Annotated in this window: 13 protein-coding genes; 3 read left to right on the top strand and 10 right to left on the bottom strand. The window is 61.6% G+C overall.

From position 1 onward, the window contains the following. Positions 1-39 precede the first annotated feature (39 nt). Entirely contained in the window at positions 40-1,269 is a 1,230-nt protein-coding gene (locus BV106_RS33660; RefSeq protein WP_051946877.1) for an efflux RND transporter periplasmic adaptor subunit, read from the top strand. A 78-nt stretch (positions 1,270-1,347) separates the two neighbouring features. On the opposite strand, the gene BV106_RS33655 is transcribed toward BV106_RS33660, so the two are convergent. The 9 genes from BV106_RS33655 to BV106_RS33615 form a co-directional block, all read right to left on the bottom strand. Continuing rightward, a complete protein-coding gene (locus tag BV106_RS33655) occupies positions 1,348-2,097 on the bottom strand; it encodes a glucose 1-dehydrogenase (protein ID WP_038172359.1) in 750 nt (249 codons plus the stop codon). Positions 2,098-2,148: 51 nt separating this feature from the next. Further along, positions 2,149-3,132, bottom strand: coding sequence for an alpha/beta hydrolase (locus BV106_RS33650; protein ID WP_051946876.1), 984 nt, complete (start codon positions 3,130-3,132; stop codon positions 2,149-2,151). A 143-nt stretch (positions 3,133-3,275) separates the two neighbouring features. Then, on the bottom strand, positions 3,276-4,226 hold the full coding sequence (locus BV106_RS33645) for an MBL fold metallo-hydrolase (protein ID WP_051946873.1): 951 nt from the start codon (positions 4,224-4,226) through the stop codon (positions 3,276-3,278). Positions 4,227-4,265: 39 nt separating this feature from the next. Further along, complete coding sequence (locus BV106_RS33640) at positions 4,266-4,574, bottom strand: cupin domain-containing protein (protein WP_343123389.1); 309 nt, start codon at positions 4,572-4,574, stop codon at positions 4,266-4,268. 161 nt (positions 4,575-4,735) lie between these two features. Then, positions 4,736-5,500 (bottom strand): SDR family oxidoreductase, encoded by a 765-nt coding sequence (locus tag BV106_RS33635; protein ID WP_038172357.1) that lies wholly within the window; start codon positions 5,498-5,500, stop codon positions 4,736-4,738. Between the two features lie 167 nt (positions 5,501-5,667). Continuing rightward, a complete protein-coding gene (locus BV106_RS36690; RefSeq protein WP_051946870.1) occupies positions 5,668-6,198 on the bottom strand; it encodes a response regulator in 531 nt (176 codons plus the stop codon). Positions 6,199-6,318: 120 nt separating this feature from the next. After that, on the bottom strand, positions 6,319-6,717 hold the full coding sequence (locus tag BV106_RS33625) for a response regulator (protein ID WP_038172356.1): 399 nt from the start codon (positions 6,715-6,717) through the stop codon (positions 6,319-6,321). 64 nt (positions 6,718-6,781) lie between these two features. Then, the gene (locus BV106_RS33620) at positions 6,782-7,426 is read right to left on the bottom strand and encodes a response regulator transcription factor (protein ID WP_038172355.1); all 645 of its coding nucleotides are present in this window, start codon (positions 7,424-7,426) and stop codon (positions 6,782-6,784) included. Next, positions 7,423-9,744 carry a PAS domain-containing protein gene (locus tag BV106_RS33615; RefSeq protein WP_051946867.1) on the bottom strand — a complete coding sequence of 774 codons (2,322 nt, stop codon included), beginning with the start codon at positions 9,742-9,744 and terminating at the stop codon, positions 7,423-7,425. The genes BV106_RS33620 and BV106_RS33615 overlap by 4 nt, the downstream gene beginning before the upstream one ends. A 259-nt stretch (positions 9,745-10,003) precedes the next feature. Here BV106_RS33615 and BV106_RS33610 point away from each other — a divergent pair, with 259 nt between their 5' ends. After that, positions 10,004-10,519, top strand: coding sequence for an SgcJ/EcaC family oxidoreductase (locus tag BV106_RS33610; RefSeq protein WP_051946886.1), 516 nt, complete (start codon positions 10,004-10,006; stop codon positions 10,517-10,519). 4 nt (positions 10,520-10,523) lie between these two features. Here the strand turns inward: BV106_RS33610 and BV106_RS33605 are convergent, their stop codons facing one another. Next, on the bottom strand, positions 10,524-11,588 hold the full coding sequence (locus BV106_RS33605) for a galactitol-1-phosphate 5-dehydrogenase (protein WP_038172354.1): 1,065 nt from the start codon (positions 11,586-11,588) through the stop codon (positions 10,524-10,526). Between the two features lie 325 nt (positions 11,589-11,913). On the opposite strand from BV106_RS33605, the gene BV106_RS33600 reads away from it, so the two are divergent. Further along, positions 11,914-17,700 carry an alpha-2-macroglobulin gene (locus tag BV106_RS33600; RefSeq protein ID WP_265596351.1) on the top strand — a complete coding sequence of 1,929 codons (5,787 nt, stop codon included), beginning with the start codon at positions 11,914-11,916 and terminating at the stop codon, positions 17,698-17,700.

The following is a 17,700-nucleotide window of genomic DNA, read 5'->3' as shown; positions in this document are numbered from 1 at the left end:
AAGGTATTTTCATCAAACCCCCGTTTCTCTTTTCAGACCATGAATGCTGACATTCCCGCCACCCCAGGCGTTCCCACGGCGACCAGCCCGCCTCAACCTCAAATCCTCGTCGTGCCCGGTGGCCGGCGACCCCGCCTGGGAGTTTATTTCCTTGGCACCATCGTCCTCGTGGGGGCCGGTGTCTATTTCGGCATGGTGCCGCGCCTCCAGCAGCGCGCCCTCGTGGCGGCTGAGACTGAGGAACTGGCCACACCCACCTTCGATACTGTGGCTCCGGGCCCGGGCAAAGTGCCGGACTCTCTGACCCTGTCGGCAGAGCTCAAGCCCGTGATCGAAACACCGGTGTATGCCCGCGCCAGCGGCTATGTACGGAAGTGGTCCGTGGACCTGGGCGCAGTGGTGAAGGCCGGTGACCCGCTGGCAGAGCTGGAAACGCCGGAACTGGATCGTGAGGTGGCGGAGGCGCACGCCACGCTGCAGCAGGCTGAAGCTGCTCGTGCCTTGGCCGACACCACGGCCAAGCGCTGGGCCACCCTGGCAGAAACCCGTTTGGTGAGCATCCAGGAGGTGGATGAGAAGCGCGCCGACCTCACCTTGAAGACAGCGGCGGTGAATGCCGAGCGTGCCCGCGTGCAGCGCCTGGAGCAGCTCGTGGACTTCTCCAAGATCACGGCACCGTTCGCCGGGACGATCACCGCCCGGCAGGTGGATGTGGGCCAGCTCGTAAGTGCAGGCAGCAGCCATGAGCTGTTCCGTCTCGCTCGCACGGACCGCCTCCGTGCTTACATCCGTGTTCCCCAGAGCCAGTCTCGCGCAGTGAAGCTGGGGCAGATTGCGGAGATCGCTCTCCCTGAGGCCCAGGGGCGGACCTTTGAAGCCAAAGTCGTGCGCACCGCTGGTGCGATCGATGCGGCCTCCCGCACGCTACTGACCGAGCTGGAGATCGACAATTCCAAGGGCGAGATTCTCGCTGGCAGCTATGCCAGGGTGCGTCTGGCTCACGCTCAGGAGAATGTGGCGCTGACGCTGCCTGCGAACACCCTGCTGTTCCGTGCTGAGGGTATTCAGGCCGGCGTCATTGATGCAAACAACAAGGTGGAACTCCGCACGCTCAAGTTGGGGCGTGACTTCGGTCCTAATGTGGAGATCCTCGACGGCGTGACGGTCGCTGACCGTGTGATCTTGAACCCGCCTGACTCCCTGTTGCAGGGCGCCACGGTGCGGCCCGCGACGCCCGCCAAGCCGGAAGTAACCACTGCAGCGCGGTAATTCTGTCCCCCAAGAAAGCAAGAGCGTTGCGGCCCTCACTGGGCGCAACGCTCTTTTTTTGCCAACCTTCGACGCCATTTATCGGGCTCCGCCGCCAACCCGGATGGTCTCTCCCGTGATCCAGGCAGAAGCATCGGAAGCCAGGAAAACGGCGGCGGCGGCGATGTCCTCCGGTTCCCCCAAGCGTCCGAGAGGCGTCAGGGAAATGTAGTGTTTGATGTTCTCCTCACCGAGCAGCCCTTCGGCCTCCGTTCCCTCGCTCCGAGTGTAGCCTGGCGCGATGGCATTGACCCGGATGCCGCGTGCTCCTAGCTCGGCTGACAATCCCTGCGTGAGGCTTTCCACGGCTGCTTTTGTGGCTGAGTACAGGATGCCATTCGGCAGGGAGTGACTGCCCGCCAGTGAGCTCAGATTGATCACACTCCCGCCTTCGAATCCGAACTGCTTGATGGCCTCTTGAAGGGTCAGAATTGGCCCCAGCACGTTGGTGGAGAATTCTCGATGGAACTCATCCACCGAGATGTCTTCGAAGGGCTCAAACCTGAAGACACCCGCGTTGTTCACAAGGATGTCGAGCCGGCCAAAGGCAGCCTTGGTTTCCGCAAAGAGCCGTTCGACGTCTTTGGGATCGGAGACGCTGGCTTGGACCGCGATGGCCTTGCAGTCAGCAACGGCGAGCTCCGCCAGCACGCGCTCGGCCCCGGCCCGGCTGGAGGCGTAGTTGACGACCACGGAGGCACCTGCGGCAGCGAGTGCTTTGGCAATGCCCGCGCCGATGCCTTTGGAGGCACCGGTGACGATGGCGACTTTTCCTGTCAGAAGATTCATGGAAATATTGTTAGGATTGAATGACTGAACATGTGGCTTCGATGCTGGCGCTTATTTCAAGTGCTGCCTCAGCATCTCTGCCACCTGATGCAGGGCCTGGCGCACGGCGGGCACCTGGCTGACCACATTAAGCAGCCCGTAATCGTGAATCAGGTTCTCGTAGCGTACCGTGGTGACATCCACACGGGCAGCGTCGAGCTTCTGTGCGTAGGCGAGCCCCTCATCACGCAGCACATCGTTGCCAGCCACCTGGAGCAGAGTCGGAGGCAGCCCCGCCAGTTGCTCAATCGTCGCCTGGAGAGGTGAGGCGTAGATTTCACGACGCTGTGCGGGATCGGGGATGTAAGCGTCCCAGAACCACTGCATCATCGCCCGCGAGAGAAAGTAGCCCTCTGCATACTCGTGGTACGATGCGGTGTCGAAGTTTGCATCGGTGACCGGCCAGAGAATCACCTGGCACTTGAGTTCCGGTCCACCTTCCAGCTTGGCCTTCAGAGCGATGGCCGCAGTCATGTTCCCGCCGACACTGTTGCCCACGATCGCCAACCGGCGACCGTCAACGCGGATTTCCTCGCCGTGGTCGGCGACCCATTTGGTCGCGGCATAGATCTCATTGATCGCGGTGGGGTAGTGAGCCTCTGGTGAAGGCGTGTAGTTGACAAACACCGCCGTGCAGCCGCTGTCGGCCACCAGGTCGCGGACGAAGCGCTCGTGGGTGGGGAAGTCGCCGAGAACCCAGCCACCGCCATGCACGAAGATGAAAGCAGGCAGCACTTCGCTGCTGCCTGCGGGACGGACAATGGTCAGACTCACATTGAGCCCATCCTGAGTGATGGTCTTTGCTTCGATGTAGCACTCAGGCAGATCGAGAGACACCGAAGCCTGAGCGTCCACCAGGATCTTCCGTGCCTGGGCTGGGGTCAGGGTTTCCATCGGTGGGCCGCCGCCGGAATTGAGAGCTCTGAGGAACTCACGTGTGCGGTGTTCGACCTTCGGGTTTTCGGCGGGGTTGATGGCATTCATCGTCGTGGACATGAAATTTTGGGTTCTGATGCAGATGGGTTTTATGAAATTAACCAAAACGGGTCTCGTGATTCGCTTCGTGTCATGCCGGGGCTGGCTTTCCAGCCCCGGTTCGATGTGTTGTGAGGTGAGCGCTGGGCCAGGCCAACAAGGGATCAATAGTCCCAGAAGATCGGCACCCAGCGGAAGGCGTCGCCATCGACAGCCACCCGCCCCAAGGAAGGGAAAGGCAGGTGCGTGGCTACTAGTAGCTCACCGCTCGCCGAAATCTCCGTGAGGAGTCGGGTGCGAACGCGGGCGGCCTCTTCAGGGTCGTGCTCGAAGCCATTGTACCAGTCGGGTTGGTCGAACCCGACGGCGAACACCGCGTCACCCGCGAAGGTCAGCGCTTCACCGCCGGATGCCAGGCGAACCACGCAATGCCCAGGGGTGTGGCCACCGGTGCGGCGGGCGATGATGCCCGGTGCGATTTCAGACTCGTCCTCAAACGTCTGCACATGATCGCGGTATTCATTGATGAACCGCTTCGCGGTCGCACGAAGTGCATCAGGAAAGCCCGGCGGCATGGAGGTGTGGGAGAAGTCAGGGGACTCCCAGAACTTGACCTCAGAGGCCGCCACATGAATCCGCAGGTCAGGACGGAGCCGCTCCTTTACCCCCGCCACGAGCAGTCCGCCGATGTGATCCATGTGCATGTGCGTGAGCACGAGATCAGTCACCGAGGAAAGATCGATGCCAGCGGCTTCCAGACGTTTGATGGACTGTCCGGCGCGAGGCAGGTGCAGGTCCGGATCCAGGCCCAGGCCGGCATCGATGAGGATGGTCTGCCCGCCGCTGCGTGCCATGACCACGTTCAACGCCCAGTCGAAAGCGTCCGGTGGCAGGAAGTGGTCGCTCATCCAGGCCGCCCGGACGGCTGGCTCAGCATTGTGTCCCAGCATGGCAGTGGGGAGCGGCAGCACGCCGTCGCTGATGACCAGTACCTCAATTTCACCGATCTGCAGCGCGTAGCGCGAGGGGACCAATTCCTCAGGCTCGCGTTTGCGGGAGTTCGAGGAGTTGCCCTCCGTTTTGGTTCCGTTTGATGGTCTCACTTGTGTTTTCATAAGTTAACTGAGTGTTTTGTTTTCTTTGCTGGATGCCTGTCATTCCGTGACGGGCACAAGAACTGGCGCGTCCTTCTCCTTGATGAGGAACACCAGGAACTTTGCCGGCACCGTGTCGCTGGCGTTTTTACCCACGAGATGAACGCCGTGGGGATCTTCATAGAAGGTCTGCCCCGGATGCAGCGTCATCTTTTTGCCGCCCTTCATCTGCATCACGATTGAGCCCTCGAGCACATAGACAAAGGCCGCCGCGTTGTGGCGGTGGACAGGGTCCGCTGCGCCTGGAGCGTATTGCACCGAGAGCATCGTCACCTCTTTGCCGGGGACGTTGGCGAGCTCCTTCGTCATCAGGTCCGTGACCTGAACCGGTTCCGCCGCCCAGATGCCAGCCAATGCGGACGAAAGGAGCGCGATTCCGAGGATCGTGGAGACCCTGCGGGCGAGGGGCTGACTTGGGGAGGACAATTTGGTTTTCATGGTCTTGTTCTTTCCTGAATGCCGTTTTCCTGTCAGTGGGCGACCGTTTGAGCCACGGTGTGATTGAGCCAGTCCGAGAAACGTGTCCGGCCGAGTCGGGGTGCGCTGCCGGGAGTCAGGCTCTGGTCGTTCAACGCGATGCCCCAATAACGCGCGGAGGGATCGGTGACCACGGTGCGCGGATCGTCCGTTGCATCGAGGTACTGGCGCACCAGTTCGTCCTGACGGATCGGCTCCGGGCCAGCCACCTCGATCATGGCATTAGTGGGTTTCTCAAGGGCGATGTCCGCGACGAAGCAGGCGACGTCGTCCGAGACGATAGGCTGCATCAGTGCCGCCGGAACCCGAACGGTCTGACCTTCGGTCGCGGCTTTGGCAATGCCTTCCACGAACTCGAAGAACTGCGTGGCCCGGACGATGGTGTAGGGAATGGACGAAGCTTTGATGAGGCTTTCCTGAGCCATCTTCGCGCGGAAATAACCGCTGGAGAGCAGGCGCTCGGTGCCCACGACGGACAGTGCCACGTGATGCTTGACCCCGGCAGCAGCCTCCGCGGTGAGAAGGTTGCGTCCCGAGGTCTCAAAGAAGTTTAGCACGGCCTGGTCATCCCACGCAGGAGCGTTGGCGACATCAATGACGACCTGTGCGCCTGTGAGCGCTCCCGTCAGGCCTTCACCGGTGATGGTGTTGACCCCTGTGGAAGGAGATGCGGCCACGACCTCGTGACCTTGTTGGGTGAGATGCTTCACGACTTTGGAGCCGATCAGCCCGCTGCCTCCGATAACGACGATTTTCATATATTTTGGGTGTGATTGGGTTTGCTTGCCTTTCACTCCAAAAGACTAACTTCCCGCCGCCGTGTCCTCAATTATACCTAGGTGCCTTATACTTAGGTATCCTGTGCAGCCGGGGTGCGGCCTGGCGCCTGGAGGTGCGAAGGGTTCGATGTAAGTGCGTGAAGCGGTCACGCCTTGCGGCAGCGGGAGCATCTCACTTCCGCCGTGGCGTTGTGAGAGGTGTCGGGGTGTGTCGCCATCGCTCTCGGGCACCCGCTGCACATCTGGCAGATTTCATGAGGCGACGGTGCTGGATCGACAACGGACGGTCGCTGCGCCACTGCCTTGCGCACGGCGCGCATCAATGCCTCGTTGCTGAAGGGCTTGGTGAGAAAGGCGACTGCGCCTTTCATCATTCCCCAGGTCTGCTCATTTTCGCTCGCCCTTCCAGAAATGAGGATGATGGGCTGGCCGGGGTGTCGGTCTGCCAGGTAGCGTTGCAACTCCAGTCCGCTCATGGCGGGCAGGTGGACATCGACGATCAAGCACGCTGCTTCATCCCACCAGCCCCATGTAAGGTAAGCCTCAGCGGAATCATATTCTTTCGTCCTGTAGCCTGCGGATCGAATGTGTCTGCTGAGCGAGCCGCGGATGCATGGCTCATCGTCCACAATCGAAATCAACAATGCTGTGTCCCTGTCTGTGGGTGTCGTTTTCATGGTTGAAAATCGAACACCCAATGGGCGGGCATCTCAATGATACCTAGGTATGCACCGGCGTGCACGCCTGGATCAGTCGCTGGAGGCGGCTGACTAAATTGTTAAAACCGCGAACCTCTCTCAGAGAGAGGCGTTCGAGATGGCAGCGCGGATGGCCTGCAGCAGCGCTTCCTGGCGTGCCGGTTTGTGCAGGAATGCCGCGGCCCCGCCTTGCAACGCCTGACGTTCCTCCTCCTCGCTTGCCTTGGCGCTGAGGAATACAATCGGAATGCGTCGGCCCATCTCTGTGAGACGTTGCTGCAATTCCAGGCCGTTCATTCCTGGCATGTACACATCGAGCAGCAGGCAGTCAGTCCTCTCAATGAATTCAGACCGGAGAAAGTCATCGCCCGAGGCAAAAGCCTCTGCTTGCAGACCGGAGCTGCGGAGGAGGCGCCGGGCTGAGCTTCTGACCGAGGGGTCATCGTCAACGATGGAGACAAGTGGCGATGCGGGGGCCACCTCGTGGGTCAAATTCATTCTGTTACAACTATCGGCTTCACCGTAAATCTCTCCATTATACCTTCGTATGATGAGGTGATCTTTACTGGAGCAGGTTCGTTTGGAGAAGGGGGCGTAGCCGCTCGGCAATCCTCACCAGATCCGCGAGAGACTCCGCTTTCATTTTCTGCATCACCCGGCCTCGCTGGACTTTCACGGTGATCTCACTTGTACCGAGTTCGCTGGCCACCTGCTTGTTCAGCAGGCCCTGAACGACGAGGCCCATCACTTGACGCTCGCGAGGGGTGAGTTGCTCGTAACGCTCACGCAACTGCCCCGTGACAGCCCGCTCCTCACTGGCGGCGCGGTCTTGCTCGATGGCAGTGCGCACGGCGTCCAGCAGGACACTGCTGCGGACGGGTTTGGGGAGAAACTCCACCGCCCCCGCCTTGATCGCTCGCACGGTCATGGGAATGTCGCCATGGGCAGACATGAAGATGATGGGGATGTTGAGCCCGGAGTTCCCCAACTCCTGCTGAAGATCCATGCCACTCAGTCCCGGCATGCGGACGTCGAGCACCAGGCAGGCTGGGCTCTCCGGACGAGGTTGCTTGAGAAAGTCCCGGCCGGAGGCGAATGTCAGGACTTTGAATCCAGCCGAGCGGATCAGGCGCTCGGTGGAGCGTCGAACTGACTCATCGTCGTCGACTACAAATACGATGGGCTCTGCTTCGGTGACCTGGCTCATGGCTGGTTGGTGCCTGCGCCGGGCAGGTTGAAGGTGAAGGTTGCGCCCGCCCGCTCATTCTGTTCCGCCCACAATCGGCCGCCGTGGGCCTCGACGATGGATCGGCTGATGGACAGGCCCATGCCCATGCCTTGCGGTTTGGTGGTGTAAAAGGCGTTGAAGAGGCTGTCCATGTCTTCCGAGGCGAAGCCCGTGCCGGAATCCTGGACGCTGACCCAGGTTTCGTAATTTCCTCGACGGTCCTCGCGGCGTGCCCGGATCAGCAGGCTTCGCTCGGGAATCTCCACCGCCTTCATTGCGTCCATGGCGTTGACCACGAGGTTGAGCAGCACCTGCTGGAGCTGCACCCGATCTCCCAGGACGGGAAGGGTTTCATCGGGCAGTTCTGTGCGAATCGCGACCGAGCGGGCAACCGACTGGCCGCGAGCCAGCAGCAACACGTCTGCAATGACTGTCCGCATGTCCAGCGAGGTCTTCGCCAGTGGCGATCTCTTGACCATCTGCCGGATCCGGGAAAGCACGGCTCCCGCGCGGTCCGCATCCTCCACGATTTCAGCCAGAGCGACCCGTGCCTCACCCAGATCGGGGGCACCCGCCTGCAGGAGATTCAGGCAGGCATTGGCGTTGTTCACCACTGCGGCGAGCGGTTGATTGACCTCATGGGCGATGGAGGCTGTCAGTTCACCCATGGTGGTGAGGCGCGTGATGTGCGCCAGTTCCATCTGGGCCTTGCTCAGCGCCTCCTCAGACTTCTTCCGGTCATCAATGGCAGTGAGGAGGATGTACCAGCGCACAATGCGCCCGCCTTCGCCACGCAGGGGAAGCCCGCAGACGTGAAACCACCGATAAACGCCGTCGGCACCCCGGGTGCGGTGTTCCACGGAGTAGGGATCCCCCGTCGCGCAAGAGTGTGCCCAGAGCTGGAGCGTCTCGGGCAGATCGTCAGGATGAATGAGCGATACCCAGTCCCACTGCTGGATGGCTGCCTGCGTTCTTCCAGTGTAGTCGAGGAGACGCTGATTGGCGAACTCGAGGGCTCCTTCTGCGGTGTGCGTACACAGCAGACCAGGAATGTTATCGACGATCAGGCGGAACCTCTCCTCGCTCGAACGGATCGCTGCCTGAGAGCGGTTCCTCTCGGTGTTGTCCACCACGCTGCCCACGAACTTCACAAGCTCTCCGGAGGTGTTGAACACGGGATGACCGATACCCTGGATGTCCCGGCATTCGCCATTGGGCAGGATGACGCGGTAGCTGTGATTGAAATCTGACTGATCCCGGATGGCCCTTTCGAGCGGGCCTACCATGCCAGCCCGATCATCGGGGTGAATGCGGTTCAAAAAGGATTCAAAGGGCGGGATGCCCTCCCGCTCGTCGAATCCCAGCATGAAGTAGCACTCATGAGACCAGTAGAGGACTTTGCCTGTGTGAGGGTTCCAGGCGAAGCTGCCCGTACCGCTCAGCCTCTGCGCTTCCGTCAGATAGGCCTGGGTCTCCCGCAGTTTCTCTTCTGCCAGTTTTCTTTCGTGGATGTCCACGTTGTTCCCATACCAGCCGGAGATGTTGCCGTTTCGGTCAAAGAGCGGGGAGGCCCGGCTCAAAAACCAGCGGTAGTCCCCACTGGAGCTTCGGAGCCGCATTTCCCATTCGAAGGGTTTCTCTTCGGCGATCTTGGTGTGCCAGAGGGTGAGGAAGTCGGCGGCCTCTTCGGGGTGGGCATAGAGCCCCGGCTCCTGCCTGCCTGCCTCTTCCAGGCTCGATCCAAAGTAATCCAGCAGACGCTGGCTGATGAAGTTGATTTGGCCGTCGGCATCCGCCGTCCAGATCTGTGCTGGGACGGTGTTGATGATCAGTCGGATCCTTTCTTCCGCCTCTTTTGCCTCCGTCACGTCCATGATGGCACCGACGAATTCAACGCCTCCACCTACCTCAGACTCGGGATGCGCCACGGCGCGGAGATATTTGACGGCCCCATCCGGCATGAGCAGCCGGAACTCAAAATCGAAATCCGTCCGGTTCTGCGTGATGCGCTCGATGGTTTGCCTCAGCATCTCTGCGTCGTCCGGATGCACGCGCTGGAGGATGAGATCAAGGGTGGGGCGCGTGGTGGTCGCGTATTCGTAGATACGGAAAGTCTCCTCAGACCAGTAGACCTCGCCTGAGGGGATCTTCCAGCCAAAGCTGCCCGTGCGGCTGAGCTTCTGAGCCGCAGCGAGGTAGGCCTCGCTGTGCCGGCGTGCGCGGGCGTCCGCGCATTCATCTGGAGGTGTCTCAGCGATGCGCGGCGGCAGATCGCGATTCTGGGTAGAGGCACTCATCTTGGACTTCGACTGTGTTCCTAGTCCTGCCTCCTTCGAGGCGGGGCTGCCCTGTTTTGGATCGATCGCATGATCGTAGCGTGCTCGTGATCGTCCGGCGACTCAATTATACGTTGGTATGATGTGGAGGGGTACTGGGAGATGGGGCTCCCCTATGGGTGCGATGTCATAACGTGATGAGCCCCTTCCGTGGGGGCCCGCAGAGGGTCCAGCGCAAGCCAGCTTGCCACTTCGCGGCAAACCTGCTTCGATGGAGGGCATGGCTACCGATCCCTCCAACATCGAAGAGGTCAGGGAAATCACGGATCTCTACCATCACCTCCTGGCAGCATGGAACGCCCGGGACGCGAGCGGGATGGCGGCACTCTTCCACGATGATGGCAGCGTGGTTGGCTTCGACGGCAGCCAGATGAATGGACGGGCTGCGATTTCAGCGGAGCTGGGAGACATCTTTGCCAAGTATCCCACCGCCGCGTTTGTGGGACTGATCCGGGAGATTCGTTCCCTTGGCACAGAGGGGGTGCTGCTGAGCGCCGGGGCGGGGATGGTGCCGCGGGATCTGACGGACATCAATCCGGCGCTGAATGCCATCCAGAGTCTGGTGGCGGTGCGCTTGCCATCAGGCGTGTGGAGGATCGCGCTATTTCAGAACACTCCGGCCGCCTATCACGGTCGGCCGGAGTTGAGTGAGAAACTGACGGAAGAGCTGCGTGCGGAGGTGCAGAGGCTGCACTCAAACCCGCACGCGCACTCCCAGCCGTATACGGCGAGCTGACGGATCAGCCTTCCGGCGTCAGCACCACCTTGAGCAGACCGTTGCCGGGCTGCACGCCCTTGTGGAACCAGTCGCCGCCCTCGCTGAGGGGGGCCACCACGCTCAGGAGCGGCAGCACCTGGATGGTGCCGTCTTCGATGCGCTCGATCGCCTCGGGATACTCCCCAGCGCAGGCGCAGGAGCCACGCAGCGTGATCTGGCGGGTCACCACCTCCTGGAGCGGGAAGGGCACGTTCGGCTGGAGATTGCCCACCAGCACCACCGTGCCGCCCTTGCGCACACTGCGGATGGCGAGGTCCACCGGAGCGGCGGCACCCACGACCTCGAAGCTGGCGTCCACACCATCGCCGCCACCCAGTTCGCGCAGCTTGGCCGCCAGGCCTTCTTCTTTGGCGTTAAAGGCATCGTCCGCGCCCAGTTGCTTGGCCAGGGCCAGACGGGAGTCGTCCAGATCCACGGCGTACACCTTGTTCCAGCCGCGAGCCTTCAGCGCCTGTAGCACCAGCAGACCAATGAGGCCTGCGCCCACCACGACGGCCACCTCCTGACGGGTCGTCAGGGCGGGGGAGTGAGCATTCGGCTTGGGGGCCAGGTTCACCGCGTGCAGGGCGATGCTCACCGGCTCTGCGAAAGCGGCCTTCTCATAGGCGAGGCCATCTGGCAGGCGGTAGAGGATGTGCTGGGGCAGGGCCACCTGGTCGGCGAAGCAGCCGTGGCGGCGGTAGTCACCGCAGGAGACCCCGAGCACCTTGCGGTTCTTGCACAGGTTCACGTTGCCTGCCGCGCAGTCCGGGCAGTTCCCGCAGTACTCCGTGGAGTCGAAGGTCACGCGGTCGCCCACTTTCCAGTCGGTCACGCCTTCGCCCACGGCCGAGATTTCGCCAGCGGCTTCGTGGCCCATGATGATGGGAGGGATGCGGCGGCCGCTGCGACCGTCCATGCCGTGCAGGTCGCTGCCGCAGATGCCGCAGGCCTTGATGTCCACCAGCACCTCGCCCTGCTGGGGCTGGGGGGCAGGAGCATCACCAAATTCAAAAGTAGAGGGGGCGACAAGGGTCAGTGCTTTCATGGAGGGAGGAGGAAAAAATCAGCCCCGGCTCAAATCCGGGGAAAGGAAGAAACGCCGGTCAGGAAAGGACTTTTCAAAGGGGGAGTCAAACAGTCTTGGAGAATCTGCGAGGATTCAAAAATATCGCCCAACAGTTCTTACTCCGCACTGTCTTGTAATTCCGCGTCACAATCTTTAACATAGTGCGAAGCACACCTATATGTCCCGCTGGTCAGGAATTTTGGTGCCGCGCAATTGGGGGAAACTGCCCCGTGCGGTCTTTGGAGAGTTTAAATACCGTCCCCCTGCCTGGGGTGTTGCGGCGTTTGAAGCCACGTTTGAGAGCATGTCCCGACGGCCAGGTACCTGGGCGGGCACCATTGTCGCTGCCGGTCTGCTGAGCATCGGCGGCTGGCATGGCTACCACTGGTGGGAGGCTCACAAGCCGCGTCCCACCGTGCTCACCGTCCAGCGGGAGGTCATCGGCAGGCTGAAGGCACCGGCGTTGACACCCGTGGTGAAGGGCAAAGCCCAACCAGAACCCCTGCGGCTGGACTTTGATCAATCCCTGGCGCAACTGGCGGAGCTCGACAAAGCGGGGGCCAAGGGGATTGTTATGGACCCGCCCCTCCCCGGCACCTGGAAATGGCTGGACGACAGGCGTCTCATCTTTGAACCGGGACGCGACTGGCCCGCTGGCGTGGAATATCAGGTGAAGCTGGACGCGGCGAGTTTTGCCAAGGAGGCAAAGCTCAAGGAGTCCGTCTTCAAGTTTACCACCGTGCCCCTGCAACCTGCGGTGGTGAAGTCTGAGTTCTACACGGACCCCAAGGATCCCGCGCTGCATCAGGCGGTGATGGAGCTGAAGTTCACCCATCCCGTGGAGCGCACGGATCTGGAGAAGCTCTTGAAGGTGGAAGTGCTGGGCAAGACGCCCCTTTTCGGCAAACGGGATGCTTCTGCGCCTCTCTTCACCGTGGTGGAAGGCGCCCATCAGCGGCAGTTCTGGGTGCGCACCAGCCGGATCAGCATCCCGGAGAAGGAGGACTTCATCAAGTTGACCCTCGAACCCGGGCTGAAGACCACCAACGGAGGTGAGGGCACCAGCAAGCCGGTGGGATCGAACGTTCGCGTTCCCGATACCTATAGCGGCTTCAACGTGGAAAGCGCCGACACCCGGATCATCCGGACGGACGAAGGCGAGCCCGAGCAGTACCTCTTTGTCGAGGCCAGCGGCTATGCCCGCGGGGAGGAGATGGAGAAGCACATCCAGGCCTGGCTGCTTCCCAAGGACAAACCTGCGGACAAGGACGGCAAGGTCGTGGAAGACTATGAGTGGCCGAACACCGGCGAAGTGACGCCGGAGGTGCTGAAGCTGGCCAAGCCGGTGAAACTCACCCGGGTGGAGACGGAAGTGGAGGAGGGCGAGCCCCTGAGCACTTCGCATGCCTTCAAGCTCCTGGTGGAAGAGGCTGGCCGTCTCTACGTGAAGGTGACAAAAGGCGTGGAGGCCCTGGGGGGCTTCAAGCTGGGCAAAGACTTCGCCGCCGTGGCGGATGTGCCCGAGTTCCCGAATGAGGTGGACATCCTGGGTGAGGGGGGACTCCTGGCGCTCAATGGAGAGCGCAAGATCTCCATCAAGTCCCGCGGCGTGGGGCATGTGCGCTACACGCTGGCGCGCGTTCCCTTCAGCCAGGTGAATCACGTGGCCCGCTTTGCCAAAGGCGACTTCCAGGATCCCTACTGGTCGGGAGACGTGGATGAGGAGAACATCGCCCGCATCAAGCGGGAGATCAAACCCACGGCGATGCGCAACGAGTACCAGGCCAACTACCTGACCTATGATTTCGCAGAAGCCCTGGCTGCCGCGGATCCGGCCGATCCCGATGCCTCCCGTGGTCTCTTCTTCCTGGATGTGGAAGGTGTGCGCCAGCGTGCCGATGACGAGAAGGCGGAAGCCGATGACGAAGAGCAGGGGAGTGATCCTGAGGACGCCTGGGTGCGTGTGGAGGAGGACTGCCATGCCCGACGCTTCATCCTGGTGACAGACCTCGGCCTGCTGGTGAAACGCAATGCCGATGGTTCGCGTGATGTTTTCGTGCAGAGCATCCAGAAGGGTGAGCCGGTGGAGGGCGTGAAAATCGTCGTGCTGGCCAAGAATGGCGAGTTCATCAGTGAAGGCGTCACCACCGCAGATGGCCACTGGCATGCGGATGCTGTGGAGCACTTGAAGCGTGAGAAGACCCCCGTGGCCATCATTGCCCGCCTGGGGAACGACGTGTCGTTTATTCCCTTTAACCGGCCGGACCGGCTGGTGGACTTCTCCCGGTTCGACACGGGCGGGGTGCAGGCCTCGCAGAATGAGGCACTGGATGCCTTCCTCTTCACAGAGCGTGGCGTCTATCGTCCGGGGGATACCGTGCACGTCAGCGGCGTGGTGCGTCGTCGGGACTGGGGCGGTGAGCTGGATGGGCTTCCGGTGAAGATGCTATTCTACGATGCCAAGGGCAACCAGACTGGCTCGGAGGAAGTGGCTCTGCCGGAAGACGGCTTCTTTGACATGGAGTTGCCCACGGATGAAGCCGATCCCACCGGCACCTTCCAGGCCCGCCTCTATCTCATGCAGGGTGAGGATGAGGATCGCAAGATCCTCCTCGGTCGCACCACGTTCCGTCTGGAGGACTTCCAGCCCGATCGCATGAAGCTGGCGGTGAATTTCAACTCGGACGTCGGAGCTGGCTGGGTGCAACCGCGTGAGGTGAAGGCCTCCCTCTCGTTGCAATCGCTGTTTGGCTTCCCCGCTGCGGACCGCACCATCAAGGCGCGACTGGAGCTCAATCCCGCGTGGTTCGCCTTCGACAAGTTCCCTGACTACACCTTCCACACCTGGGCCAAGAGCAACCTCAATGAAGAGGATGCGGAAGAGGGTTCAGATGCGGCCAAGACGGTGGATCTGGGTGAGCAGGTGACGGACGCCCGCGGTGAGGCCTCCTTCAATCTGGCGCTGGAGCGTTTTGCAGAGGGCAGCTTCTTCCTGAACTTCCTTGCCGAAGGGTTTGAGAAGGACGGCGGTCGCAGTGTCCGCACAGCCCAGTCCATGCTGGTTTCGCCCCAGCCTTTTGTGGTGGGGTACAAGGCAGATGGCGACTTGTCCTACATCTCGAAGGACAGCCAGCGCAACCTGCACCTGATCTCCCTGGCCCCCAACCTGGCCCAGGTGGCGCAGGCGGGGCTCAAACAACGCATCGTGGAGGTGCGGCATGTGTCCGTCCTCACGAAGCAGCCCAACGGCAGCTATGCGTATGAATCGACGGAGCGCGACAAGACCGTGTCAGAGGTGGACTTCAGCCTGCCAGCCGATGGCTTGACGGTGGCGCTGCCTTCCCAACAGCCCGGCGAGTTCCGCTATGAGCTCCTGGATGGTGACAACCAGGTGGTTTGTGTCTGCCTCTTTACGGTGGTGGGCAAGGGCGAGAGCAATCGCAGTCTTGACCGCAATGCCGAGCTGAATCTGAAGCTGGCCAAGGGCACCTGGAACAGTGGTGACAACCTCGAACTCAGCGTGAATGCCCCCTACACTGGGGCCGGGCTGATCACGGTGGAGCGTGAGAAGGTGCTGGGCTGGCAGTGGTTCAAATCCCCCACCACAGGGAGCACCCAGCAGATCCCTGTGCCTGCGGGCATTGAAGGGAATGCGTATGTGAATGTCTCATTCGTGCGCGCTCTGGACTCGAAGGAGATCTTCATGTCTCCGCTGAGCTACGCCGTGCAGTCGTTCGCGGTGAACACCGACCAACGCAAGATGGCGGTGGAGCTGGATGCACCTGCTCTGGTGAAGCCCAACCAGGAGTTGAAGATCGGCTTCAAGGCATCCAAACCCTGCCGTCTGGTGGTGTACGCAGTGGATGAAGGCATCCACCAGATCACCGGGTACAAGCTGCCCCAGCCGCTGCCGCACTTCATGCGCAAGCGCTCCCTGGAGGTGGAGTCCTCCCAGTTGATGGACCTCATCCTGCCAGAGTTCTCCCTGCTCACGCAGTCCAGCGCCTTCGGCGGTGACGACGGCACGAAGATCAAGATGCACCTGAACCCCTTCAAGCGGAAGAAAGAGCCGCCGGTGGTGTTCTGGAGCGGGCTGGTGGAGGCCGGTCCGGAGCGGAAGGAAGTTTCCTATACCGTGCCGGATTACTTTGCCGGTCGTCTCAAGATCATGGCCGTGGCCGTGGCTCCCGATGCCGTGGGCACGGCGGAAACGGCCTGCACGGTGCGTGGCCCGTTTGTCCTCAGCCCGAATGTGCCGGTCTTTGCTGCGCCGGGTGATGAGTTCACCGCCAGCCTCACGGTGGCGAACAACCTGGAAGGGGCCCAGGCTGGTCCGGCCATCAAGATCTCTGCCGCTGGCGATGACCGCGTGGAGATCGTGGACGGTGCCGACCGCGACCTTGAGGTGGCAGTGGGCACGGAGGGGACCGCGAGGTTCCGCGTGCGGGTGAAGAACAATCTGGGGGGCGCTGAGCTGGTCTTCAAGGCAAGCGGCGGCGGGGAGCTCATGGAGCGCCGTGCCACCCTGAGTGTGCGCCCGGCGGCTCCGTTCCTCACGCATGTGCAGAGCGGTTATTTCCGCCTCGCCAAGCAGGATGTGCCGGTGGAACGCGTCATGTACCCGCAGTTCCAGAAGCATCAGGCCACGGCCAGCGCTGTGCCCATGGGGCTGGCCCGCGGTCTGGAGGCCTACCTCTCCGGCTATCCGCATGGATGCTCGGAGCAGATCACCAGCAAGGCGGTCTCACGCTTGCTGGTATCCACCGAAGCCGACTTTGGCTTCGACAAGGCAGAGGCCGTGAAGCAGCTCGACAGCGCCTTTGGCCTGCTCCAGGCCCGGCAGAACAACAACGGTGGCTTTGGCTACTGGAGTGACGCCTGCTCAGGCGGGTTCGACTTCCTCACCATCTACGTGAGCCAGTTCCTCACCGAGGCCAAGGACGCCGGATTCGCCGTGCCAGCAGACCTGCTCGACGGTGCCAAGAAGCGTCTCTTGCAGATGGCCAAGGGGAAACCCTCCGGCCTGAGCGAGACCTATCTCCAGGCGGCTGCCATTTATCTGCTGACCCGCCAGGGGGAGGTGACGACGAATTATGTCCTGAACCTGCGCGACACGCTGGAGAGCAAGTACAAGGATCAGTGGGGCAGAGACCTCACCGCTCCCTACCTTGCCGCCACGTATGCGCTGCTCAAGCAGCCCAAGGAAGGCCTCGCTCTCATCACCCAGTACCGCAAGCTGGCTAAGGCCAAGACGCCTTCGGCACGCTGGCTGGGGCTGTACTATGATGATCCGCAGGTGAACAACGCCCTCGTATTCGCCCTGGTCTGCCGGCACTTCCCGGAACTCGCGGGTGAGATTGGCTACGATGATCTCGCAGTGATCACGGATCCCATCGTGAAAGGCCGTTTCAACACCATCAGCGCAGCCAGCACCATCCTGGCGCTCAAGGCCTATTCACAGCTCGCCCAGAAGGCAGAGGTGCAGGTCTCCATCGCGGAACTGGCCCGCAGTGGCGGTGCCTTGAAGATGCTCATTCCTGGTTCGACAGGGCTGCTTTCCACTCCGTTCTCACCGGATGCCGGAACGGTGCGCTTCCAACTGGACCAAGGGGGCAAGTCGGACCTGGGAGCCTTCTATCAGGTCGTCGAGGAGGGCTTTGATGCCGGTGAGGCGAAAGCCGCGATCACAGACGGCCTGGAAGTCTATCGGGAGTTCGTGGACAAGGACGGAAACCCGGTGACGAAGCTGAAAGTGGGTGAAGGTGCGTCGGTCCGCGTGCGCGTGCGCAACGTGAGCGAAGGCAACCTGGAGAACATCGCCGTGCTGGACCTCATGCCAGGTGGGTTCGAGGTGGAACCCAACGCCCTCCGCCCCGGTCTGGGCACCGTTCCCGGTGCCGTGTACGTGGATGTCCGCGAGGATCGCAATGTGTTCTTCTGCTCCCTGGACAAGGGGGCGGTCAAGACCTTTGCCTACCGCATCAAGCCCGTCGCCGCCGGTTCCTACACCGTGCCTCCCGTCTTCGCCGAAGCCATGTATGACCGCGGTTTGAAAGGACGCGGGGCGTCGGGGAAGGTGGTGGTGGAGTGA

Source organism: Verrucomicrobium sp. BvORR106 (assembly GCF_000739655.1).
Lineage (GTDB): Bacteria > Verrucomicrobiota > Verrucomicrobiia > Verrucomicrobiales > Verrucomicrobiaceae > Verrucomicrobium.
The sequence above is the reverse complement of the archived record's forward strand: the minus strand, read 5'-3'. Positions and strand labels throughout refer to the sequence as shown.

Excerpts from the sequence above, each read along its gene's own strand:
- BV106_RS33660 (WP_051946877.1), top strand. The coding sequence starts at position 40 with ATGAATGCTGACATTCCCGCCACCCCAGGCGTTCCCACGGCGACCAGC.
- BV106_RS33655 (WP_038172359.1), bottom strand. The coding sequence starts at position 2,097 with ATGAATCTTCTGACAGGAAAAGTCGCCATCGTCACCGGTGCCTCCAAA.
- BV106_RS33650 (WP_051946876.1), bottom strand. The coding sequence starts at position 3,132 with ATGTCCACGACGATGAATGCCATCAACCCCGCCGAAAACCCGAAGGTC.
- BV106_RS33645 (WP_051946873.1), bottom strand. The coding sequence starts at position 4,226 with ATGAAAACACAAGTGAGACCATCAAACGGAACCAAAACGGAGGGCAAC.
- BV106_RS33640 (WP_343123389.1), bottom strand. The coding sequence starts at position 4,574 with ATGACGAAGGAGCTCGCCAACGTCCCCGGCAAAGAGGTGACGATGCTC.
- BV106_RS33635 (WP_038172357.1), bottom strand. The coding sequence starts at position 5,500 with ATGAAAATCGTCGTTATCGGAGGCAGCGGGCTGATCGGCTCCAAAGTC.
- BV106_RS36690 (WP_051946870.1), bottom strand. The coding sequence starts at position 6,198 with ATGAAAACGACACCCACAGACAGGGACACAGCATTGTTGATTTCGATT.
- BV106_RS33625 (WP_038172356.1), bottom strand. The coding sequence starts at position 6,717 with ATGAATTTGACCCACGAGGTGGCCCCCGCATCGCCACTTGTCTCCATC.
- BV106_RS33620 (WP_038172355.1), bottom strand. The coding sequence starts at position 7,426 with ATGAGCCAGGTCACCGAAGCAGAGCCCATCGTATTTGTAGTCGACGAC.
- BV106_RS33615 (WP_051946867.1), bottom strand. The coding sequence starts at position 9,744 with ATGAGTGCCTCTACCCAGAATCGCGATCTGCCGCCGCGCATCGCTGAG.
- BV106_RS33610 (WP_051946886.1), top strand. The coding sequence starts at position 10,004 with ATGGCTACCGATCCCTCCAACATCGAAGAGGTCAGGGAAATCACGGAT.
- BV106_RS33605 (WP_038172354.1), bottom strand. The coding sequence starts at position 11,588 with ATGAAAGCACTGACCCTTGTCGCCCCCTCTACTTTTGAATTTGGTGAT.
- BV106_RS33600 (WP_265596351.1), top strand. The coding sequence starts at position 11,914 with ATGTCCCGACGGCCAGGTACCTGGGCGGGCACCATTGTCGCTGCCGGT.